Origin of the sequence: Agathobaculum ammoniilyticum, from assembly GCF_025567315.1 — a bacterium.
GTDB classification, from domain to species: Bacteria; Bacillota; Clostridia; order Oscillospirales; family Butyricicoccaceae; genus Agathobaculum; species Agathobaculum ammoniilyticum.
This window is the reverse complement of the sequence record NZ_JAOQJE010000002.1, coordinates 227,126-243,214: the sequence shown is the minus strand read 5'-3', so window position 1 is coordinate 243,214 and position 16,089 is coordinate 227,126. Positions and strand designations below refer to the sequence as shown.

The window sequence follows — 16,089 nt, the reverse complement described above, 5'->3', positions numbered from 1 at the left end:
CCCCCGCTTGTGTTTTATCCTTTTTTCAGTAAAATGCACCCTTACGTCCGTTTTTATGCGAACAACGATACCACGAAATCGTAGAAGCCGGACGGGACCGTGGTCGCGCTGCCGGTTGCGGTTCGGTCGGTGCTGACAAAGCCGTTGCCGCCATCGGTCAGGCCGATCACGCGGTCGGAAAACAGCACCCAATAGCTGCAGGTGGGCGCGTCGCCCTCCGCGGCGGTATAGCCGGAAGCATCGTCGCGGTAGGCGTTCAGCTTATCCAGCACCGCGCCTTCCGCGATCTTGAGGTACTGGTAGCCTTCTCCCGTTGTGCGCACCACATAAACGGCATCGGTGAGCTGCGGGATCAAATCAGGCAGGTTGGTCGTCTGCGCTGTCGTCGGGTCGGGCAGCGCCGCGACCGCCGTGGTCAGCGCCGCGTCGCTCTGCTGCTGCAGCATGGTGTTCTGGCTGGTGAGCGCCTGGTTGGCCTCGGTCAGCTTCTTGACCTCGTCCTCCAGCCCACCGGCCCGACTGCACTGGCTCAGGAACAGCACGAAAAACAATATATCGAGCACCAGGCACACCAGCAGCCCTATGCAGAGCAACAGCCGGTAATTCGGCTGTTTGGCGTGCGGTCTTCTGGTCTGGTTCATTCCCTATCCCTCACTCTTTCCGCGCGGCGCGCATCCTGTCACTTGGACGGGTTCTCGATGACCCGAACGCCCTCGGACGAGGTGCCGACGATCATCCGCTTGCACATATTCAGGAACAGGCCATGCTCCAGAACGCCGACAATCGTGCCGAGCTTTTCCCTGACGTCCTCAATGTCAAAACCCGCGCCGAGATGCAGGTCCGCGATGTAATTGCCGTTGTCCGTAACGAAAGTTTTTCCGTCGCGCACGCGGAGGACCGGCTTCCAGCCGCATTCCTCCATCCTGGCCATCGCCTGCTTGGAGCCGTACTGCGCGATCTCAACCGGCAGGTGGAACGCGCCGATGTGGTCGACCAGCTTGCTTTCGTCCATGATCCAGATGACTTCCTTGGCGAGCGTCGCGACGACCTTTTCACGGTAGAGCGCGCCGCCGCCGCCCTTGATGGCGTTGAACTGCGGGTCGATTTCATCCACGCCATCGATATCCAGATCGACGTGGTCGACCTCGTCGATCGTGAGCAGCGGGATGCCCAGCTCGCGCGCCTGCGCCTCCGTGGCCTTGGAGGTCGGGATAGCCTGGATCTTCAGCCCGTTTTTCACGCGCTCACCGATGGCGTTTACCATGTGGTAAGCGGTGGAACCGGTGCCGAGTCCGACCACCATGCCGTCCTTGACATATTCGGCCGCTTTGTCGCCGGCCATTTTTTTCATATCCATTTTGTTTTCCTCCCCTGGCAATGGTACCTATACAGGTATCTTTATTATAGGATGATTGCTGGGAAAGGTCAATGTTTTCCGTCCCACAGACGGAGGAAATTGACGTCTCTTAACGGTCCCCGTTTTCCTCCGGCTGTTCGAGGCGTGCCAGGAGATGCCGGTCCTGCTTGTCCCGCGGCGCAAAGCGGGCGAACAGGTCGGGCCGGTCGGCACGGGTGCGGCGCAGGCTCATTTCGCGCCGCCATAGCGCGATATTTGCATGGTGTCCGCTCAGCAGCACCTCCGGCACCGGCCGGCCACGCCAGTTTTCCGGTCGGGTATACTGCGGGTGTTCGAGCAGCCCGTCCCAATGGCTTTCGGCGGTAAACGCCTCTTCGTCCGGCAACACGCCCGGCACCATGCGGCACACCGCGTCCGCGACCGCCATCGCGGGGAGCTCGCCGCCGGTCAGCACAAAGTCGCCGATCGAGATTTCCTCGTCCACGCACGCATCGATGAAGCGCTGGTCTACCCCCTCATAATGGCCGCATACCAGGATGATATGCTCCCGCGCGAGCAGCTCACGCGCTTTGTCCTGATCGAAGGGCCTGCCCTGCGCGGACAGGAACACCGTATGCACCCGTTCCCCGGCGCAAAGCGCCTGATGGCACAGGTAAAGCGGCTCGGCCAGCATGACCTGCCCGCGCCCGCCGCCATAGGGCGCGTCGTCCGCCTTATGGTGCTTGTCGGTCGCATAATCGCGTATATTGACCGCGCGTATCTCCACGAGGCCCTTTTCCTGCGCGCGGCCGATCATGCTCTCCCCCATGACCGCATTGACCATTTCCGGAAACAGCGTCATAATATCGATCTTCATTCGAGCAGACCCTCGATGCTTTCAATGTAGATCACGCCGGCCTCCATATCGATCTCTTTCAAAAAGGGCTTTGCGGCGGGGACATAGACCAGCCGCCCATCCTCTCCCTGTATCTCATACATATCGTGCGCCGGATTGGAGGTCAGCACATCGCGGACACGGCCGACCGCACGATCGGTCCGCAGGTCATGGACGCGAAAGCCCAGAATATCCTGGATGAACACCAGGTCATCCGGCAGTTCCACGTCGTTCCGGTCCAGGTGCAGCACGCGCCCGCGCAGCGCTTCCGCCGCCTCAACCGTGTCCACGCCTTTCAGGTGCATCAGCACCACGTTTTTGTGTACCTGCGCCTTTTCCACGGTTACCGGCGTGTTTTCATCCAGATACAGCAGGTCAAAGTCGCAAAGCACCTCGGGGCTGTCGCACCAGCTCTGCACCCTGAGGTCGCCGCGCACGCCATGCGTGCCGACGATCTTACCAGCCTCTAAAAATTGTTTCGGCATAACGTTCTCCTCTTTGGTGGTGGTGTGCCGCGCGCGTCTCACACGCATAACAAAAAATCGCCGCGGCGCGGCGATTTTCAGCTCAAAACGCCGTCAGGCGCATGAAACAGAAAACCGCGTCTGCGGTTTTCCGCAAAAGCGCGGGCGCTTCCCGTGCTTTTGATACCAAGACGAAGCGCTGCGAAAACCAAAACTTTCACAGAGCTTCGGCGCGGCAGCCCTTTCAGGCGCAGCCTGACAAGGGCATGCCTCGTTTGGAACGGGCGGCGCCCGTTTCAAACGAAGTCCGTCAGTCGAGGATATCGACTGTCACGCGTTTGTTTTCACGATTGCCTGCCGCTTTCATGAGTGTGCGGATTTCCTTTGCGATGCGGCCGTGCCGGCCGATGACGCGGCCCATATCCCCCGGCGCTACGCGCAGGGAATAGGTGACGTTATCACCGTCGATCTCCTCGGTAATGGCAATCGCATCCGGCTCGGAAACCAGATTTTTGACAATATAGGTCAATAACTCTTTCATTTCGTTAGCCTCACTCAATTCAGCACACCGGCTTTCTTCAGGATGCCGCGAACCGTATCGGTCGGCTGCGCGCCCTTCTTGATCCACTCCTGCGCGCGATCCGCGTCAACATTGACGGTGGCCGGATCGGTCAGGGGGTTGTAGGTACCGATCTCCTCGATGAATCGGCCGTCACGCGGGTAACGGGAATCAGCGACAACGATGCGGTAGAACGGGGCCTTCTTCGCGCCCAGGCGGCGAAGTCTGATCTTTACCATGGTTTCACCTCCTCAATAGAATTTGATCTATTGTAAATTTCTTTACAAACAAAGGGATGGGCCGTTATCAATCAAAACGGCAGCTTCATGTTGCCCAGCCCGCCGAGGCTCGGAAAGCCGCGGCGTTTTTTCTTTCCCTTGCCGCCGCGCGCCATGCTGGTGAGCTGGCGGGTCATCTTCTGCATGGCCTCAAACTGTTTGAGCAGCTTGTTGACCGCCTCCACGCTCAGGCCGCAGCCAGCCGCGATGCGCTTTTTGCGGGAAAAATTGATGATGGAGGGGTTATCCCGCTCCTTGGGCGTCATGGATTGGATGATGGCCTCGGTATGCGCCATCTGCTTTTCGTCTATCTTTGCGCCGGCAAGGGCCTTCGCGTCCACGCCCGGCAGCATGCCGAGCATTTCCTCCATCGAGCCCATGCTTTTCATCTGCTGGAGCTGGCCGAGGAAATCGGTCAGCGTCAGCTTGCCGGACGCCATTTTCTTTGCGGTTTCCGCCGCCTGCTTCTGGTCGAACGTCTGCTGCGCCTTTTCGATCAGCGTCAGCACGTCGCCCATGCCGAGGATGCGGGAGGCCATGCGGTCGGGATGGAACGGCTCAATATCGCCGAGCTTTTCCCCTGTACCGATAAATTTGATCGGCTTGCCCGTGACCGCCTTGACCGAAAGCGCCGCGCCGCCGCGGGCATCGCCGTCCATTTTGCTCATCAGTACGCCGTTGATGCCGAGCGCCTGGTCAAAGGTCTGGGAAACGGTCACCGCGTCCTGACCGGTCATCGCGTCAACGACGAGGATGATCTCGGTCGGCGTGACGGCCGCTTTGATATTTTTCAGCTCGTCCATGAGCTTTTCATCGATGTGCAGACGGCCCGCGGTGTCGAGGAACACCAGATCATAACCGTTGCGTTTGGCGTGGTCGATGCCGTGCTTTGCGATTTCGACCGGATCGCCCTGGCCCTCGTCGAACACGGTGATGTCAAGCTGCCGGCCGACGACCTTGAGCTGGTCGATCGCCGCAGGGCGGTATACGTCGCACGCGACGAGCAGTGGCCGGCGCTGCTGCTGCTTGCGCAGCAAACCCGCCAGCTTGGCGCAGTTGGTGGTTTTGCCCGCGCCCTGCAGACCGACCATCATCACAATGGTGGGCGGGTTGGGCGCGATCGTCAGGCGGGTGGTCTGCCCGCCCAGAAGCGCAATCAGCTCCTCGTTGACGATCTTGATGACCTGCTGCGCAGGGGACAGGCTATCCAGGATCTCCGCGTCGGTCGCTTTTTCCGTGACCGCCTTGATGAAATCCTTGGCGACCTTGAAGTTGACGTCCGCTTCGAGCAGCGCCATGCGGATCTCGCGCATCGCGTCCTTGACGTCCGCCTCAGTCAGCCGGCCCTTGCTGCGCAGGCCCTTGAATGCGGATGAAATTTTTTCGGTAAGGCCTTCAAAAGCCATATTAAGCCTCCTGCCTAAGCTGGGCGAGCAGCAGCGCCATGCGGGAGGCGATCTCCTCCGCCTCGCTGCTGTGCAGTTTTTCAGCGTTCAGGCTGCGTAAGCGCCCGACCTCGCGCGCCAGCGCTTCCGCGCGTTTTTCCGTATCGCCGTAGCGGCTGACCAGACCGAGGCGGTCCTCCATCTCCTGCAGCGCATGCTCCGCGCGCTTGACAGCGTCGCGCACACCCTGACGGGTGATGCCCGCGTGCTCCGCGATCTCGGAAAGCGAAAGATCTTCATTATAATACAAGTCGAACAGCTCGCGCTGTTTTTCCGTGAGCGTCTCGCCGTAAAAGTCGAACAGCAGGCTCATTTCGAGCGGTTTGCCTTTCATCGGCGGGCCTCCCTTGAAGCTGTAAAGCGTTATCCCTTTACATCGAACACGCTTATTTTACCGTATAATTGCCGGCCTGTCAAGGGTAAAATAGCAACCGGCACGGATTTGTTCACATAATCTACGTTTGATTCACACTATGAATGATGCTATAATAAAACACGATAGAAAATTTTTTCCGGAAATGAGGCAAAATATGCAACAAGTGACCCGAAAAAAGCTGGGCGCGGGGGTAAACCTTACCTGCGTGACCACGCCGAAATTCAAACGGGCGGTGCTGCGCGCGGCCTTGCTGCTGCCCCTCGGCGGGCCGGATGCCGCGCTGCGCGCCTGTCTGCCGCAGGTTCTGCGGCGCGGTACGGCGCAGCTTCCCGACCTGCGCGCGCTCGGCACGACGCTCGACGAGCTGTACGGCGCGCGCATAGAAGCCATCGTGCGCAAGGAGGGCGAAACCCTGGTCATCGGCTTTCTGTCCGACTGCATCGACGAGGCCTACGCCCCCGGCGCGGCCGGACTGACCGGACGTGTCGTCCGCCTGCTGGCCGACCTGATGTTCGACCCGTATCTGCAGGACGGCGTGTTCTGTCCGGATTACACCACGGGCGAACGGGACAACCTGATCGACCGGATCGCCGCGCAGAAAAACGATCCCCGCACCTGGGCGCCCAAGCGACTGACCGAGCTGATGTGCGCGCAGGAGGCCTACGGACAGCCCGCGCTCGGCACCGCGGAGCAGGCCGGCCGCATCACGGAGAACAAGCTGTATACCGCGTATCTCCGCGCGCTGGAGGAGGCTCAGGTCGAGCTGTTTTACTGCGGCACGCTCGCTCCGGAGGCAGTGGCGCATCTTTTCCTGGATACGCCCCTCGCCCGCCGGACCGAACGGCCGTTTTATCTGCCGCACACCACGGTCGCCGCGCAGCCCGCAGGGGACGCGCGCGAGGTCGTGGAGGAGGAGCCGGTGACGCAGGGCAAGCTGTCGCTCGGCTTCCGCACGGGCGGGAGCTGCCTGACCGGCGGCGACCCCGCGGCCTACTGGATGTTCCAGACCATTTACGGCGGCTCGACCAGCTCCAAGCTGTTTGTCAACGTGCGCGAGAAGCACTCGCTTTGCTACTACGCGAGTGCGCAGTTCATCGCCTCCAAGGGTATCATGCAGGTCAATTCCGGCATTGAAAACAGGGATTTCGCGACCGCGCGGGATGAGATCCTGCGCCAGCTCGACGCCTGCCGGCAGGGCGATATCACCGAGCCGGAGCTGGAATCCGCCCGAAAAACCCTGGTGACCAACTGGCGCGCCATGCTGGACGACCCGCTCGCGCTCGAGCGCTACTGGCTCGGCCAGGCGGCGGCCGGTACGCTGACCGCGCCCGAGGACCGCATCCAGCAAACCGAAGCTGTTACGCTCGGGCAGGTGGTCGCCGCGGCGCAAGCGACCACGCTCGACATGGTATACTTTATGAAGGGGGCGGCGCAATGAGCAAGCAATATTCCGCCCTGCGCGAGCGCATGGAAACGCGCACGCTGGACAACGGCCTGCGCATCTGCTATCTGCCTAAGGAGGGCTTCAGCAAAACCTTCGCCATCCTGGCTACCAATTTCGGCTCTGTGGACGCCTCGTTCACCTGCGAGGGCCGGCGCTACGATACGCCCGCGGGCGTGGCGCACTTTCTGGAGCACAAGATGTTTGAAGACCAGGACGGCAACGCCCTGCAGAAATTCGCGCGCACGGGCGCGAGCCCGAACGCCTTCACCAGCCAGACCATGACCGCCTATCATTTTTCCTGCACCGACCGGTTTGAAGAAAACCTCGAGATCCTGCTGAAATTTGTGTTCACGCCGTATTTCACCGAGGAAAACGTGCAAAAGGAGCGGGGCATCATCGGGCAGGAGATCGGCATGATGGACGACACCCCTGGCTGGCAGGCATTCGTCGGCCTGTTCCAGGGGCTGTACCGCACGCATCCGGTCCGTGTGTCCATCGCGGGCAGCACGGAGAGCATCGCACAGATCACGCCGGAAACGCTGTACGCCTGCCACCGGGCGTTTTACAGCCCGAAAAACATGGCGCTCGTCATTTGCGGCACCGCGGATTTTGACGAAGCCTGCCGGATTGCCGCACAGTTCTCCCCGCAGGACGCGCCCGAGATCGGCCGGCGGCACTACGGCACGCGCCGCGAGACGGTAAACGAGCTGACCGTGACCCGCTGCATGCAGGTATCGCAGCCGCAGTTCCTGCTCGGCTTCAAGGATATCCCTCTGGAGCCGGACGAAAGCCGCCTACGCCGCAGCCTGCTCGGCGAACTGGCCGTGCGCATCCTGTGCGGCGACAATTCCCCGCTGTATGCCTCGCTTTACGAGAAACGCCTGATCGGACGGGATTTTGATACCGACTATACGGTCATTCCGGAGGGCGCGGCCGCCATTCTCGGCGGCGAGAGCCGCGATCCGGAGGCGGTCCGTGCCGCGGTCGAGCAGGAGGTCGCGCGCCTGGCGCACGAGGGGGCGGACCACGCGCTTTTCTCCCGCATGAAAAAAGCCGTGTACGGCCTGCACCTGCGCGTGCTGGACGCGCCCGAAAGCTATGCGCGGCAGGAGGTAGGCGCGCTCTTCGCGGGCGAGCACTACCTCGATTTCGCGGCCCTATTCGACACCATCAGTCCGGACGACGTCCAGGCCATGTTCGCCCGCTGGGCGCGGCGCGACCGTTCCTCCCTTTCGGTCGTCGAGCCGCAGCAGTAAATCAACAAAACAGCAAAGGAAGCAATCATCATGGAACACGTCATCGCATTCCCAGGGCTTGGCCTGGAATTCACCATCAACCGCGTCGCATTCACGGTATTCGGCAAGGAAATCTACTGGTACGGCATCATCATCTGCGTCGGCTTTATCCTGGCCGCGCTCTACCTGAATTTCCGCGTCAAAAAATTCGGCTTCACCTCGGATAACCTGATCGACTGCATGATCATCTGTGTGCCGGTGGGCGTGGTCTGCGCCCGCCTGTACTACGTTGTCTTTGAGTGGGAGTATTACAGCCAGCATCCGGCCGAGATCGTCGCCGTTTGGAACGGCGGCATCGCGATCTACGGCGCAGTGATCGGCGTATTGATCGCCCTGTTCGCTTACAGCCGCTTCAAAAAGCTGTCGTTTGCCGGCCTGTGCGACATGGCCGCGCTCGGCCTGCTGATCGGCCAGTGCATCGGCCGCTGGGGCAACTTCATCAACGGCGAGGCGCACGGCGGCACAACGCTGCTCCCCTGGCGCATGACGATCGACGCGGGCAGTCCGGTGCACCCGACGTTCCTGTATGAGTCCCTATGGAACCTGGTTGGCTTTATCGCCCTGCATTTCATCTCCAAAAAGCGCAAATTCGAGGGCGAGATCGCACTTCTGTACGTCGCCTGGTACGGCCTGGGGCGCGCCTGGATCGAGGGCCTGCGCACGGACAGCCTGTACCTCGGGCCGATGCGCGTGTCCCAGATCTTGGCCGTGATCAGCTGCGCCGCAGCCATCGTCATTCTGGTTCGCAAATACAACCGCATTGCGGTCAGCAAAAAATTCTACCAGCCGCCGGCGCCCGTACCGGCGGAAGCCCCTGTGCCGGTGGAGCAACCCGCAGGCAGTGAAAAGCCGAAAACGGCGCAGGAGAGCGCCGCGCCCGCGCAGGAGCCTGCGGCGAACGGCAGCCCGGCCGCGGAAAGCGCGCCGGAACAAAAGTGACCCGTTTCCATCATAAGAGGAGGATATGACATGAGTGCAGTAAGAATGGACGGAAAAGCGCTTTCCGCAAAGGTGCGCGGCAGCATCCTAGCGGAGACCAAGGCGCTGAAAGAAAAAGGCGTTACGCCCGGCCTTGCGGTTATCATCGTGGGCAACGACCCTGCCAGCGAGATTTACGTCCGCAATAAAGAGAAAGCCTGCGCCGAATGCGGCTTTTATAGCGAGAAGTATGCGCTTCCCGCGGAAACCTCCCAGGAGGAGCTGCTCGGCCTGATCGCGCAGCTCAACCAAAGCCCCCAGATTTCGGGCATCCTGTGCCAGATGCCGGTGCCGGAGCATATCTCCGAGCAGGCGGTGATCGACGCGATCGACCCGAAAAAGGACGTGGATGCGTTCCATCCGGTCAACGTGGGCAAAATTATGGTGGGCAACTTCGACTTTGTCCCCTGCACCCCCGCGGGCGTGATGGAGCTGCTCGATGAATATGGAATCGACCCCAAGGGCAAGGAGTGCGTTGTGGTCGGTCGGTCGAACATCGTCGGCAAGCCTATGAGCATGCTGCTGCTGCACCGGCACGGCACGGTCACGATCTGTCACAGCCGCACCAGCGGCCTTGCGGCGGTGTGCCGCCGCGCGGACATCCTGGTCGCCGCCGTGGGCAAGGCCGGCTTTATCACGCCGGACATGGTAAAGGACGGCGCGGTTGTGATCGATGTCGGCATCAACCGCAACGCCGAGGGCAAGGTCTGCGGCGATGTTGCGCCGGAGGTCATGGAAAAGGCGTCCTATATGACGCCGGTGCCGGGCGGCGCGGGACCAATGACCATCACCATGCTGATGAAGAACACGCTCAAGGCCGCAAAGCTTCAGCACAGTCTTTGAGCTGGAAACAGAAGGCGTGCCAGCGTACGACGTTTTATCCGTGGATACAACACGATGCCGCCCCTCCGTGCGGGGACAGTGCGCCGCCCGGCGCGGGGGCAAAAGGGGAGGACAACTCGCATGGGTTGTCCTCCCCTTTTGAATTCCCTGCTTTCCTTTTTTCACGGCTACAAGGTTTTGGCGCTTCCACAGGGCCAGTTTACGGCATTTGCTCCCGCAAATAAGAGCGCGCTCCGCGCGCAAGGTAGGTCGCGCGTTCCATCTGCCGCCCATTTGCTGTATCACGGTAAGCGCAACGGCTTCCACCCCAAGGGGATGGTGGGTGGGGTGGGCGGCGGCTCCCCCCTCCCGCGCGCTGTTACGCGCGCATGAACCGTTTCGGACAGGCGGTATCCGTTTTCCCGCTGTCCCGATCTAACCTCCGCGCGAACAGAGCTCCCGCAACAGCCTCCGTATTTTTTTCGGAGCGGTCCCGATCAGAAATAGGAACGGCGCAGCCGTTCCCGCCTCCGGCCTGCGCATCAGGGAAAAGGGGGGATTGGCAAGAGGGGAGAAACCGTCGGTTTCTCCCCTCTTGTCCGCCCGCGCCGCGCAGGCGCAGCTTCCCCGCTTTCGCCAAAGCGGAAACGCAAACGGAGAGGAAAACCACTTCCTCCCCGTTTTTTATATATTTACAGTATGTAGACCTGCGTCGTCTCGTAGACCTCGTAGACCTTTTTGAGCGTCGCCATCTCGGTTCCGGCCAGCCGGCTGCTCGCCCGCGCGGTAGCGACCGCAAAACGCGCCATTTCGTCAAACCGCAGGCCCTTGTTCATCGAATTGGCGATCGCGCCAACCATTGCGTCGCCCGTACCGACCGCGCCTTCGTCGTAGATGCGCGGGTTGGTGTTGACGTACAGCGCTTCGTCCTCGCTTTTGGAAACGAACACCGCGCCCTCCTGACTCATGGAAACACAGACCGTACCCGCGCCCATATCCAGCATCTTGCGCGCGGAAACCAAGACAACCTCTGGATCGGTCGAGGGCTTATCACCGACCGCCTCCGCCAACTCGAAGATATTCGGCTTGACCACATCAGGTTCGCACTGAAGCGCTTCGAGCAGCAGCTCGCCCTGCGCGTCGATAATCAGCCTGCAGCCGCGTTTTTTGATCGTCTGGCACAGCTTACGGTAATTCTGCATAGAAAAGCCCGGCGGCGTGGAGCCGGCCAGGACAAAAATATTGCCCTTATCTAGGTAATTATCCATACGGTCCAGCAGACGGAGGAAATCCGCGTCTTCCAGCTTGTTGCCCGGTTCGTTGACCTCCGTATGCCCGCCCTGCGCGTCGATGATCTGTGTGTTGACACGCATCTGTCCCGAAACATCGACAAAATCATGGTGAATATCCGCAGAAGTCAGCATATCTTTCATCATACGGCCGTTTGTACCCGCAGAGAAACCCAACGCCACGCTGTCCCCGCCCAGCGCTTTGACGGCGCGGGAAACATTGATACCCTTGCCGCCCGGTTCCAGATAACTGGACACCGCCCGGTTGAGCTTGCCCACGACCAACGGCTGTTCGATGCGCAGCGTGCGGTCGAGCGCGGCATTGAGCGTTATCGTGATAATCATAGGAGCCCCTCCTGAAACAATTTCTCTCTTCTTTCTATTTTACCGAATCGGACGGACAATGTAAATGCTTTTTCGAAATATTCGAGGCAAAACAAAAAGCGGCAGCGTATCCAAAAACGATAGCCGCCGCCCCTATAATCCTTTTTCCGCCAACCCGCGCGCCAGGCTGATATAAAACCGCTTCACGGAAAAGCCCGGCGCGTCCTTTCGGAACACGTCCACCACCTGCTGGTGGGAAACCCCGTCCAGCGTGCCGCGGTACAGGCCCCACCGCGCCGAGGCCGGCGTGACCAGCCCGTCGCTCGCCCCGTGCGCGGGGTAAAACAAACCGCGCGTCAGCATCATAGCGCCATCCGGATGCACCGTGCCGATCCGTGTCCCCCAGCTTTGGTAAAACACGCAGTTCGCATCCGGGTTGTCCCGATTGAAACGCACGAGATATGCCGGCGTAAGCTGCTCGCCCGCGCGCAGGGAATCCGGCTTTTCATCGCCGTGCCGCGACCAGTAGGCGTCGTTCCCACACGCCCACAGCGCAACGCCCGGACGGGCGTACAGCAGCAGCTCGGCCACACGCGAGCCGCGGTTAGGCGTGGACAGCATGGAAAGCGAAGCAATATACCGCCCGTATCCCATGTTGGAGATCAGATACCGCGCCTCCAGCCCGCCCTTGGAATGAGCGATGATATTCACCCGTCGGCAGCCCTGCTCCCTGAGGACGCGGCGCACCGTGCGCGCGAGCTGCGCCGCGCCGGTCTCGATGCTGCCCCAAGCGTCCTGCCCGCCGAGGTAAACGACGGCGCCTCGGGCGCGCAGCAGATCCGGCACACGCCCCCACGGCGTGTAAAGGCCGCCCTGATCGGTCACCCCCAGCCCGTGCGCCAGGATAATCGGATATCTCGTCATAGCGTCTTTTCCTGTCATTTGTGGTATTTGCCGCCTGCGGCAATATTCAGCGCGCGGTATACCTGCTCCAGCACCATCACGCGCGCCAAATGATGCGGGAACGTCATGGGAGACATGGACAGGCGCAGCGCCGCGCGCTGCTTGATGCGCTCCGACAGCCCGCAGGAGCCGCCGATCACCAGGCACACCCTGCTGGTTCCGGAAACCGTCAGCCGCCCCAGATAGTCGGCAAGCTGTTCGGACGACATCGTCCGTCCCTCCACACACAATGCAACCACCGCCGCCCCCTGCGGGAGCTTTTCCTCGATCAGACCGGCCTCTTTCTCAAGCGCCTGCCGCACCTCTCCCGCCGAAGGCGCCTGCGGCAGCCGTGCCTCCGGCAGCTCGACGATTTCCAGCCTACAGTACGCGCCAAGGCGTTTCTCATATTCCTTTACCGCGTCCGCCCAGAACTTTTCGCCCAGCTTGCCGACGCAAATCAGCCGGACAGAGAGCATGCTTCTTCCTCCCCGAACAGGACCGGCTCCTCCATGCGCTCGCGCGGCGCGATATGGACCGCACAGGCGGGCAGACCGCGCAGCGCAGCCCTGGTCTGTTGGAACGCCAGCTCCGGTATATTGTTTTTCTCGCTCAGATGGGCAAGGATCAGCGTCCTTGTCCCGTTTTTGACCAGATCGGCGGCAAATGCCGCGCAGTCCGGATTGGACAGGTGACCAGCCGGCCCTGCCACGCGCATCTTGAGCGGGTACGGGTACGGCCCCGCCTGCAGCATATGCGGGTCGTGGTTGCTTTCCAGTACGACCGTCCCGCAGCCGCGCAGCCTGTCCGCCACATCGCGCGGCACAAAGCCGAGATCGGTCGCAAACCCGAACCGGCTTTCACCGTGGGACAATATGTAGCCGACACTGTCCGCCGCGTCGTGCGGCGTTTCAAAGGTCTCAACATCCACGTCCCGCACCCAGAACGCCTCGCCGCTTTCAAATACGTTCAGCCGGTCGCGGCAGAGCGGCTCCTTTTGCGCAAGCGCCTCCGCCGTGCCGCGCGAGGCAAACACCGGCGCGCCCGCTTTCTTCAGGAACATCGGCAGGCCCTTCACATGGTCGATATGCTCGTGCGTAAGCAGCACGGCCGACAGGTCGTCCAGCCCCAGTCCGACCGCCGTGAGCGCGGCCGTGATCTTGCGCAGGGACACCCCCAGATCAATCAGAATTGCGGCGCCTCCGGCCACATACAGGCCGCAGTTGCCGGTCGAGCCGCTTGCAATGCTGTAATAATACCGTTCCGCCACTGACTAAACCCCTTTGCTTTCCAAAACAGCGGAGAGGTTGCCCCCTCCGCTGTCTGCATCCTGCTTGTGTTACGCGCGCTCCGCCATGCCCATGGAATCCGGTATCTCCGAACGGTACATATCCGCGCCAAGCGCCACAAATTTCTCCACCAGCGTTTCGTAGCCGCGCTCGATGTTCTGCACCTGCTCAACCTCGGTCACACCCTTGGCCGCCAGCCCCGCGATAACCATGGCCGCGCCCGCGCGTAGGTCGTGCGCGCGCACCGGCGCGCCCTTGAACTCCTCGACGCCCTCAATAACCGCGATCTTGCCGTCCACATGGATGCTCGCACCCATGCGCGCCAACTCCTCAGTATAGCGGTAGCGGCTGTCCCACACGCCCTCGGTGACGATGCTCGTGCCTTCCGCAAGGCAAAGCGCGGTTGTCATCTGCGGCTGCATGTCGGTCGGGAAGCCTGGGTACGGCATGGTCTTGATGTTGGTGCGCGTCAGGCGGTTCTCCCTCCGCACCAGCACCGAATCGTCGAATTCCGTGACCTCCACGCCCATCTCCTTGAGCTTGGCGGTGATGCACTCCAGATGCTTGGGGATAACGTTTTTTACCAACACCGAGCCGCCGCACGCCGCGACCGCGGCCATAAATGTGCCGGCCTCGATCTGGTCCGGTATGATGGAATAGCTGCCGCCCTGTAGCCGCTCCACGCCGCGGATCTTAATCACGTCCGTACCCGCGCCCTTGACGTCTGCCCCCATCGCGTTGAGGAAGTTCGCCAGATCGACGATATGCGGCTCCTTGGCGCAGTTCTCCATAATGGTCTGGCCTTTGGCGAGAACCGCGGCGAGCATGATATTCATGGTCGCGCCCACCGAAACCACGTCAAAATAGATGTGCGCGCCGTGCAGACCCTCTTCGGGAGCCTCCGCGCGGATATAGCCGCCCTTGGGCAGCGTAACCTTGGCGCCGAGCGCCTCGAAGCCCTTGATATGCTGGTCGATCGGGCGCACACCGCCGAAGTTGCAGCCGCCTGGCATCGCGACTTCCGCAAAGCCGTATTTGCCGAGCAGCACGCCGAGCAGATAGTACGAGGCGCGCAGCTTGCGCTCCAGCTCATGCGGCTTGAGGCTCGGGTGCTGGGAATTGCGGATCTCGACCGTCGTCGCGTTCACAAGGCGGATCTGCGCGCCAAGCTCCCGCATGATCTCGAGCTGCAGCGTTACGTCAATGATCTTCGGCACATTTTCAATCCGCACCGGCCCATCCGCCAGCAGCGCCGCCGGCACGATCGCGACCGCCGCGTTTTTTGCGCCCGAAATCGTAACCTCGCCGTTGAGCGTTTTACCGCCGTTGATTACATACTTGGTCAAAATCCACCTACTCCTCACTCTTTGGTCCGCGCGGCCGGTCGGCCGCAGCTGTCAAATACCATACTCTATTTTATGAAAACGGACGCCCCCGTGGTGCATCCGCGCAAAATTTCACCTATATATTTTACCACAATTTCCGATAAAGGAAAGCCCTTTTTCAATTTTCCTGCTCGAGTATCGTTTTTTTAGCACAATCCACCAAATAATCCCCCGAATCCGTTCCGATCTTCCAAGTGGGCATCAACTGCAGGCGCCTGCCGCTGTCCGACTGCAGGCGGTAGCCGATGGTCATGCTGGTGATGCGGGTGCAGTCCTGCCCGTTTGCCGCGAATGCAAGCAGCGCGTCCGAGGCGACGCAGACCGTGCCGCTCGCCTGCACGGTCGTATAGGGCGTGCCAAAGCTCCACAGGCCGGAAACGGCGGCGCCGCCCTGCCCGTCGAACCGCAGGGATATCTGCCGGTTGAAAACCGGCAATCCGGCCGCGGTGCCTGTCATGGTCACGGACAGGCCATCCGCTGTATACGCCGCGTCGTCCGACGCAAGGCCCCATTTTTCCAGCAGCCGCTGTGCCAGACGCTGCGCCTGCTTTTCCTCCTCCGGCGCAGGCTCTCCGGTCGCGCACTCGCCCTGCAGCCTCCCGTCCGCCTGCCATTCCAGCGAACCGGACACGCCCTCCAGCAGCACCGCGCCGTCCTCGCGCTCCGTACGCTCCAGCTCGCCGCCGAGCGCGGCCGCGGCGACCGCCTCCTCGCTGGTGCGGCTGCGGTCGACCGACAGCGTGGGCAGCACCGTGTCCCCGGGCAGGCGAAACGACGCATCCAGCTCTATCCCGTAGCCGGAAAGCAGTTCGCCCAGATTGGCCTGCAACTCGCGGACACGCTCCCAGTCCTGCCACTGCTTCACGCCCAGATTACATAAAAGGAACGCATTGACCGCCACCAGAATGACGATCAGTATATTTTTTACCTTACCCCATTGCAAAGCGTCCGTTCCTCCTTTCCCGCCG

At 61.4% G+C, this 16,089-nt stretch carries 18 protein-coding genes; 4 read left to right on the top strand and 14 right to left on the bottom strand.

Annotated elements, in window-relative coordinates; genetic code table 11:
* Nucleotides 1–53: 53 nt before the first annotated feature.
* The 8 genes from OCV66_RS03690 to ylxM form a co-directional block, all read right to left on the bottom strand.
* Nucleotides 54–641 (bottom strand): hypothetical protein, encoded by a 588-nt coding sequence (locus OCV66_RS03690; RefSeq protein ID WP_054327422.1) that lies wholly within the window; start codon nt 639–641, stop codon nt 54–56.
* Between the two features lie 38 nt (nt 642–679).
* On the bottom strand, nt 680–1,357 hold the full coding sequence (rpiA, locus tag OCV66_RS03685; RefSeq protein WP_147573800.1) for a ribose-5-phosphate isomerase RpiA: 678 nt from the start codon (nt 1,355–1,357) through the stop codon (nt 680–682).
* A gap of 109 nt (nt 1,358–1,466) precedes the next feature.
* The gene (gene trmD, locus OCV66_RS03680; RefSeq protein WP_054327420.1) at nt 1,467–2,213 is read right to left on the bottom strand and encodes a tRNA (guanosine(37)-N1)-methyltransferase TrmD; all 747 of its coding nucleotides are present in this window, start codon (nt 2,211–2,213) and stop codon (nt 1,467–1,469) included.
* Nucleotides 2,210–2,716 carry a ribosome maturation factor RimM gene (rimM, locus tag OCV66_RS03675; RefSeq protein ID WP_054327419.1) on the bottom strand — a complete coding sequence of 169 codons (507 nt, stop codon included), beginning with the start codon at nt 2,714–2,716 and terminating at the stop codon, nt 2,210–2,212. Before rimM ends, trmD begins: the two co-directional genes overlap by 4 nt.
* Before the next feature lie 289 nt (nt 2,717–3,005).
* Nucleotides 3,006–3,236: a KH domain-containing protein gene (locus tag OCV66_RS03670; protein WP_054327418.1), complete on the bottom strand. Its 231-nt coding sequence runs from the start codon at nt 3,234–3,236 to the stop codon at nt 3,006–3,008.
* Nucleotides 3,237–3,250: 14 nt separating this feature from the next.
* Nucleotides 3,251–3,493 carry a 30S ribosomal protein S16 gene (rpsP, locus tag OCV66_RS03665; protein WP_054327417.1) on the bottom strand — a complete coding sequence of 81 codons (243 nt, stop codon included), beginning with the start codon at nt 3,491–3,493 and terminating at the stop codon, nt 3,251–3,253.
* Between the two features lie 71 nt (nt 3,494–3,564).
* Nucleotides 3,565–4,938: a signal recognition particle protein gene (gene ffh / locus OCV66_RS03660; protein ID WP_054327416.1), complete on the bottom strand. Its 1,374-nt coding sequence runs from the start codon at nt 4,936–4,938 to the stop codon at nt 3,565–3,567.
* A gap of 1 nt (nt 4,939) precedes the next feature.
* Nucleotides 4,940–5,311 (bottom strand): YlxM family DNA-binding protein, encoded by a 372-nt coding sequence (gene ylxM, locus OCV66_RS03655; protein ID WP_054327415.1) that lies wholly within the window; start codon nt 5,309–5,311, stop codon nt 4,940–4,942.
* A 196-nt stretch (nt 5,312–5,507) separates the two neighbouring features.
* Between ylxM and yfmF the strand changes: the two genes are divergently transcribed.
* Genes yfmF through folD form a run of 4 tightly spaced genes read left to right on the top strand, consistent with a single transcriptional unit; the run spans nt 5,508 to nt 9,913 of the window.
* Entirely contained in the window at nt 5,508–6,791 is a 1,284-nt protein-coding gene (gene yfmF / locus OCV66_RS03650) for an EF-P 5-aminopentanol modification-associated protein YfmF (protein ID WP_054327414.1), read from the top strand.
* Nucleotides 6,788–8,053 carry an EF-P 5-aminopentanol modification-associated protein YfmH gene (yfmH, locus tag OCV66_RS03645; protein WP_107631504.1) on the top strand — a complete coding sequence of 422 codons (1,266 nt, stop codon included), beginning with the start codon at nt 6,788–6,790 and terminating at the stop codon, nt 8,051–8,053. Before yfmF ends, yfmH begins: the two co-directional genes overlap by 4 nt.
* Before the next feature lie 30 nt (nt 8,054–8,083).
* The gene (gene lgt / locus OCV66_RS03640; protein ID WP_147573799.1) at nt 8,084–9,031 is read left to right on the top strand and encodes a prolipoprotein diacylglyceryl transferase; all 948 of its coding nucleotides are present in this window, start codon (nt 8,084–8,086) and stop codon (nt 9,029–9,031) included.
* A gap of 30 nt (nt 9,032–9,061) precedes the next feature.
* Nucleotides 9,062–9,913 carry a bifunctional methylenetetrahydrofolate dehydrogenase/methenyltetrahydrofolate cyclohydrolase FolD gene (folD, locus tag OCV66_RS03635; protein WP_054327411.1) on the top strand — a complete coding sequence of 284 codons (852 nt, stop codon included), beginning with the start codon at nt 9,062–9,064 and terminating at the stop codon, nt 9,911–9,913.
* 671 nt (nt 9,914–10,584) lie between these two features.
* On the opposite strand, the gene OCV66_RS03630 is transcribed toward folD, so the two are convergent.
* The 6 genes from OCV66_RS03630 to OCV66_RS03605 all read right to left on the bottom strand — a co-directional run bounded on the left by OCV66_RS03630 (nt 10,585) and on the right by OCV66_RS03605 (nt 16,064).
* Nucleotides 10,585–11,526, bottom strand: coding sequence for a 1-phosphofructokinase family hexose kinase (locus OCV66_RS03630; protein ID WP_054327409.1), 942 nt, complete (start codon nt 11,524–11,526; stop codon nt 10,585–10,587).
* 132 nt (nt 11,527–11,658) lie between these two features.
* Complete coding sequence (locus OCV66_RS03625) at nt 11,659–12,429, bottom strand: esterase/lipase family protein (RefSeq protein ID WP_054327408.1); 771 nt, start codon at nt 12,427–12,429, stop codon at nt 11,659–11,661.
* A 14-nt stretch (nt 12,430–12,443) separates the two neighbouring features.
* Complete coding sequence (gene rlmH, locus OCV66_RS03620; protein ID WP_147573798.1) at nt 12,444–12,926, bottom strand: 23S rRNA (pseudouridine(1915)-N(3))-methyltransferase RlmH; 483 nt, start codon at nt 12,924–12,926, stop codon at nt 12,444–12,446.
* Nucleotides 12,908–13,717: an MBL fold metallo-hydrolase gene (locus OCV66_RS03615; protein WP_054327407.1), complete on the bottom strand. Its 810-nt coding sequence runs from the start codon at nt 13,715–13,717 to the stop codon at nt 12,908–12,910. The genes rlmH and OCV66_RS03615 overlap by 19 nt, the downstream gene beginning before the upstream one ends.
* Nucleotides 13,718–13,786: 69 nt before the next feature.
* Entirely contained in the window at nt 13,787–15,082 is a 1,296-nt protein-coding gene (locus tag OCV66_RS03610; RefSeq protein WP_054327406.1) for a UDP-N-acetylglucosamine 1-carboxyvinyltransferase, read from the bottom strand.
* Between the two features lie 157 nt (nt 15,083–15,239).
* The gene (locus tag OCV66_RS03605; RefSeq protein WP_147573797.1) at nt 15,240–16,064 is read right to left on the bottom strand and encodes a hypothetical protein; all 825 of its coding nucleotides are present in this window, start codon (nt 16,062–16,064) and stop codon (nt 15,240–15,242) included.
* Nucleotides 16,065–16,089 lie beyond the last annotated feature (25 nt).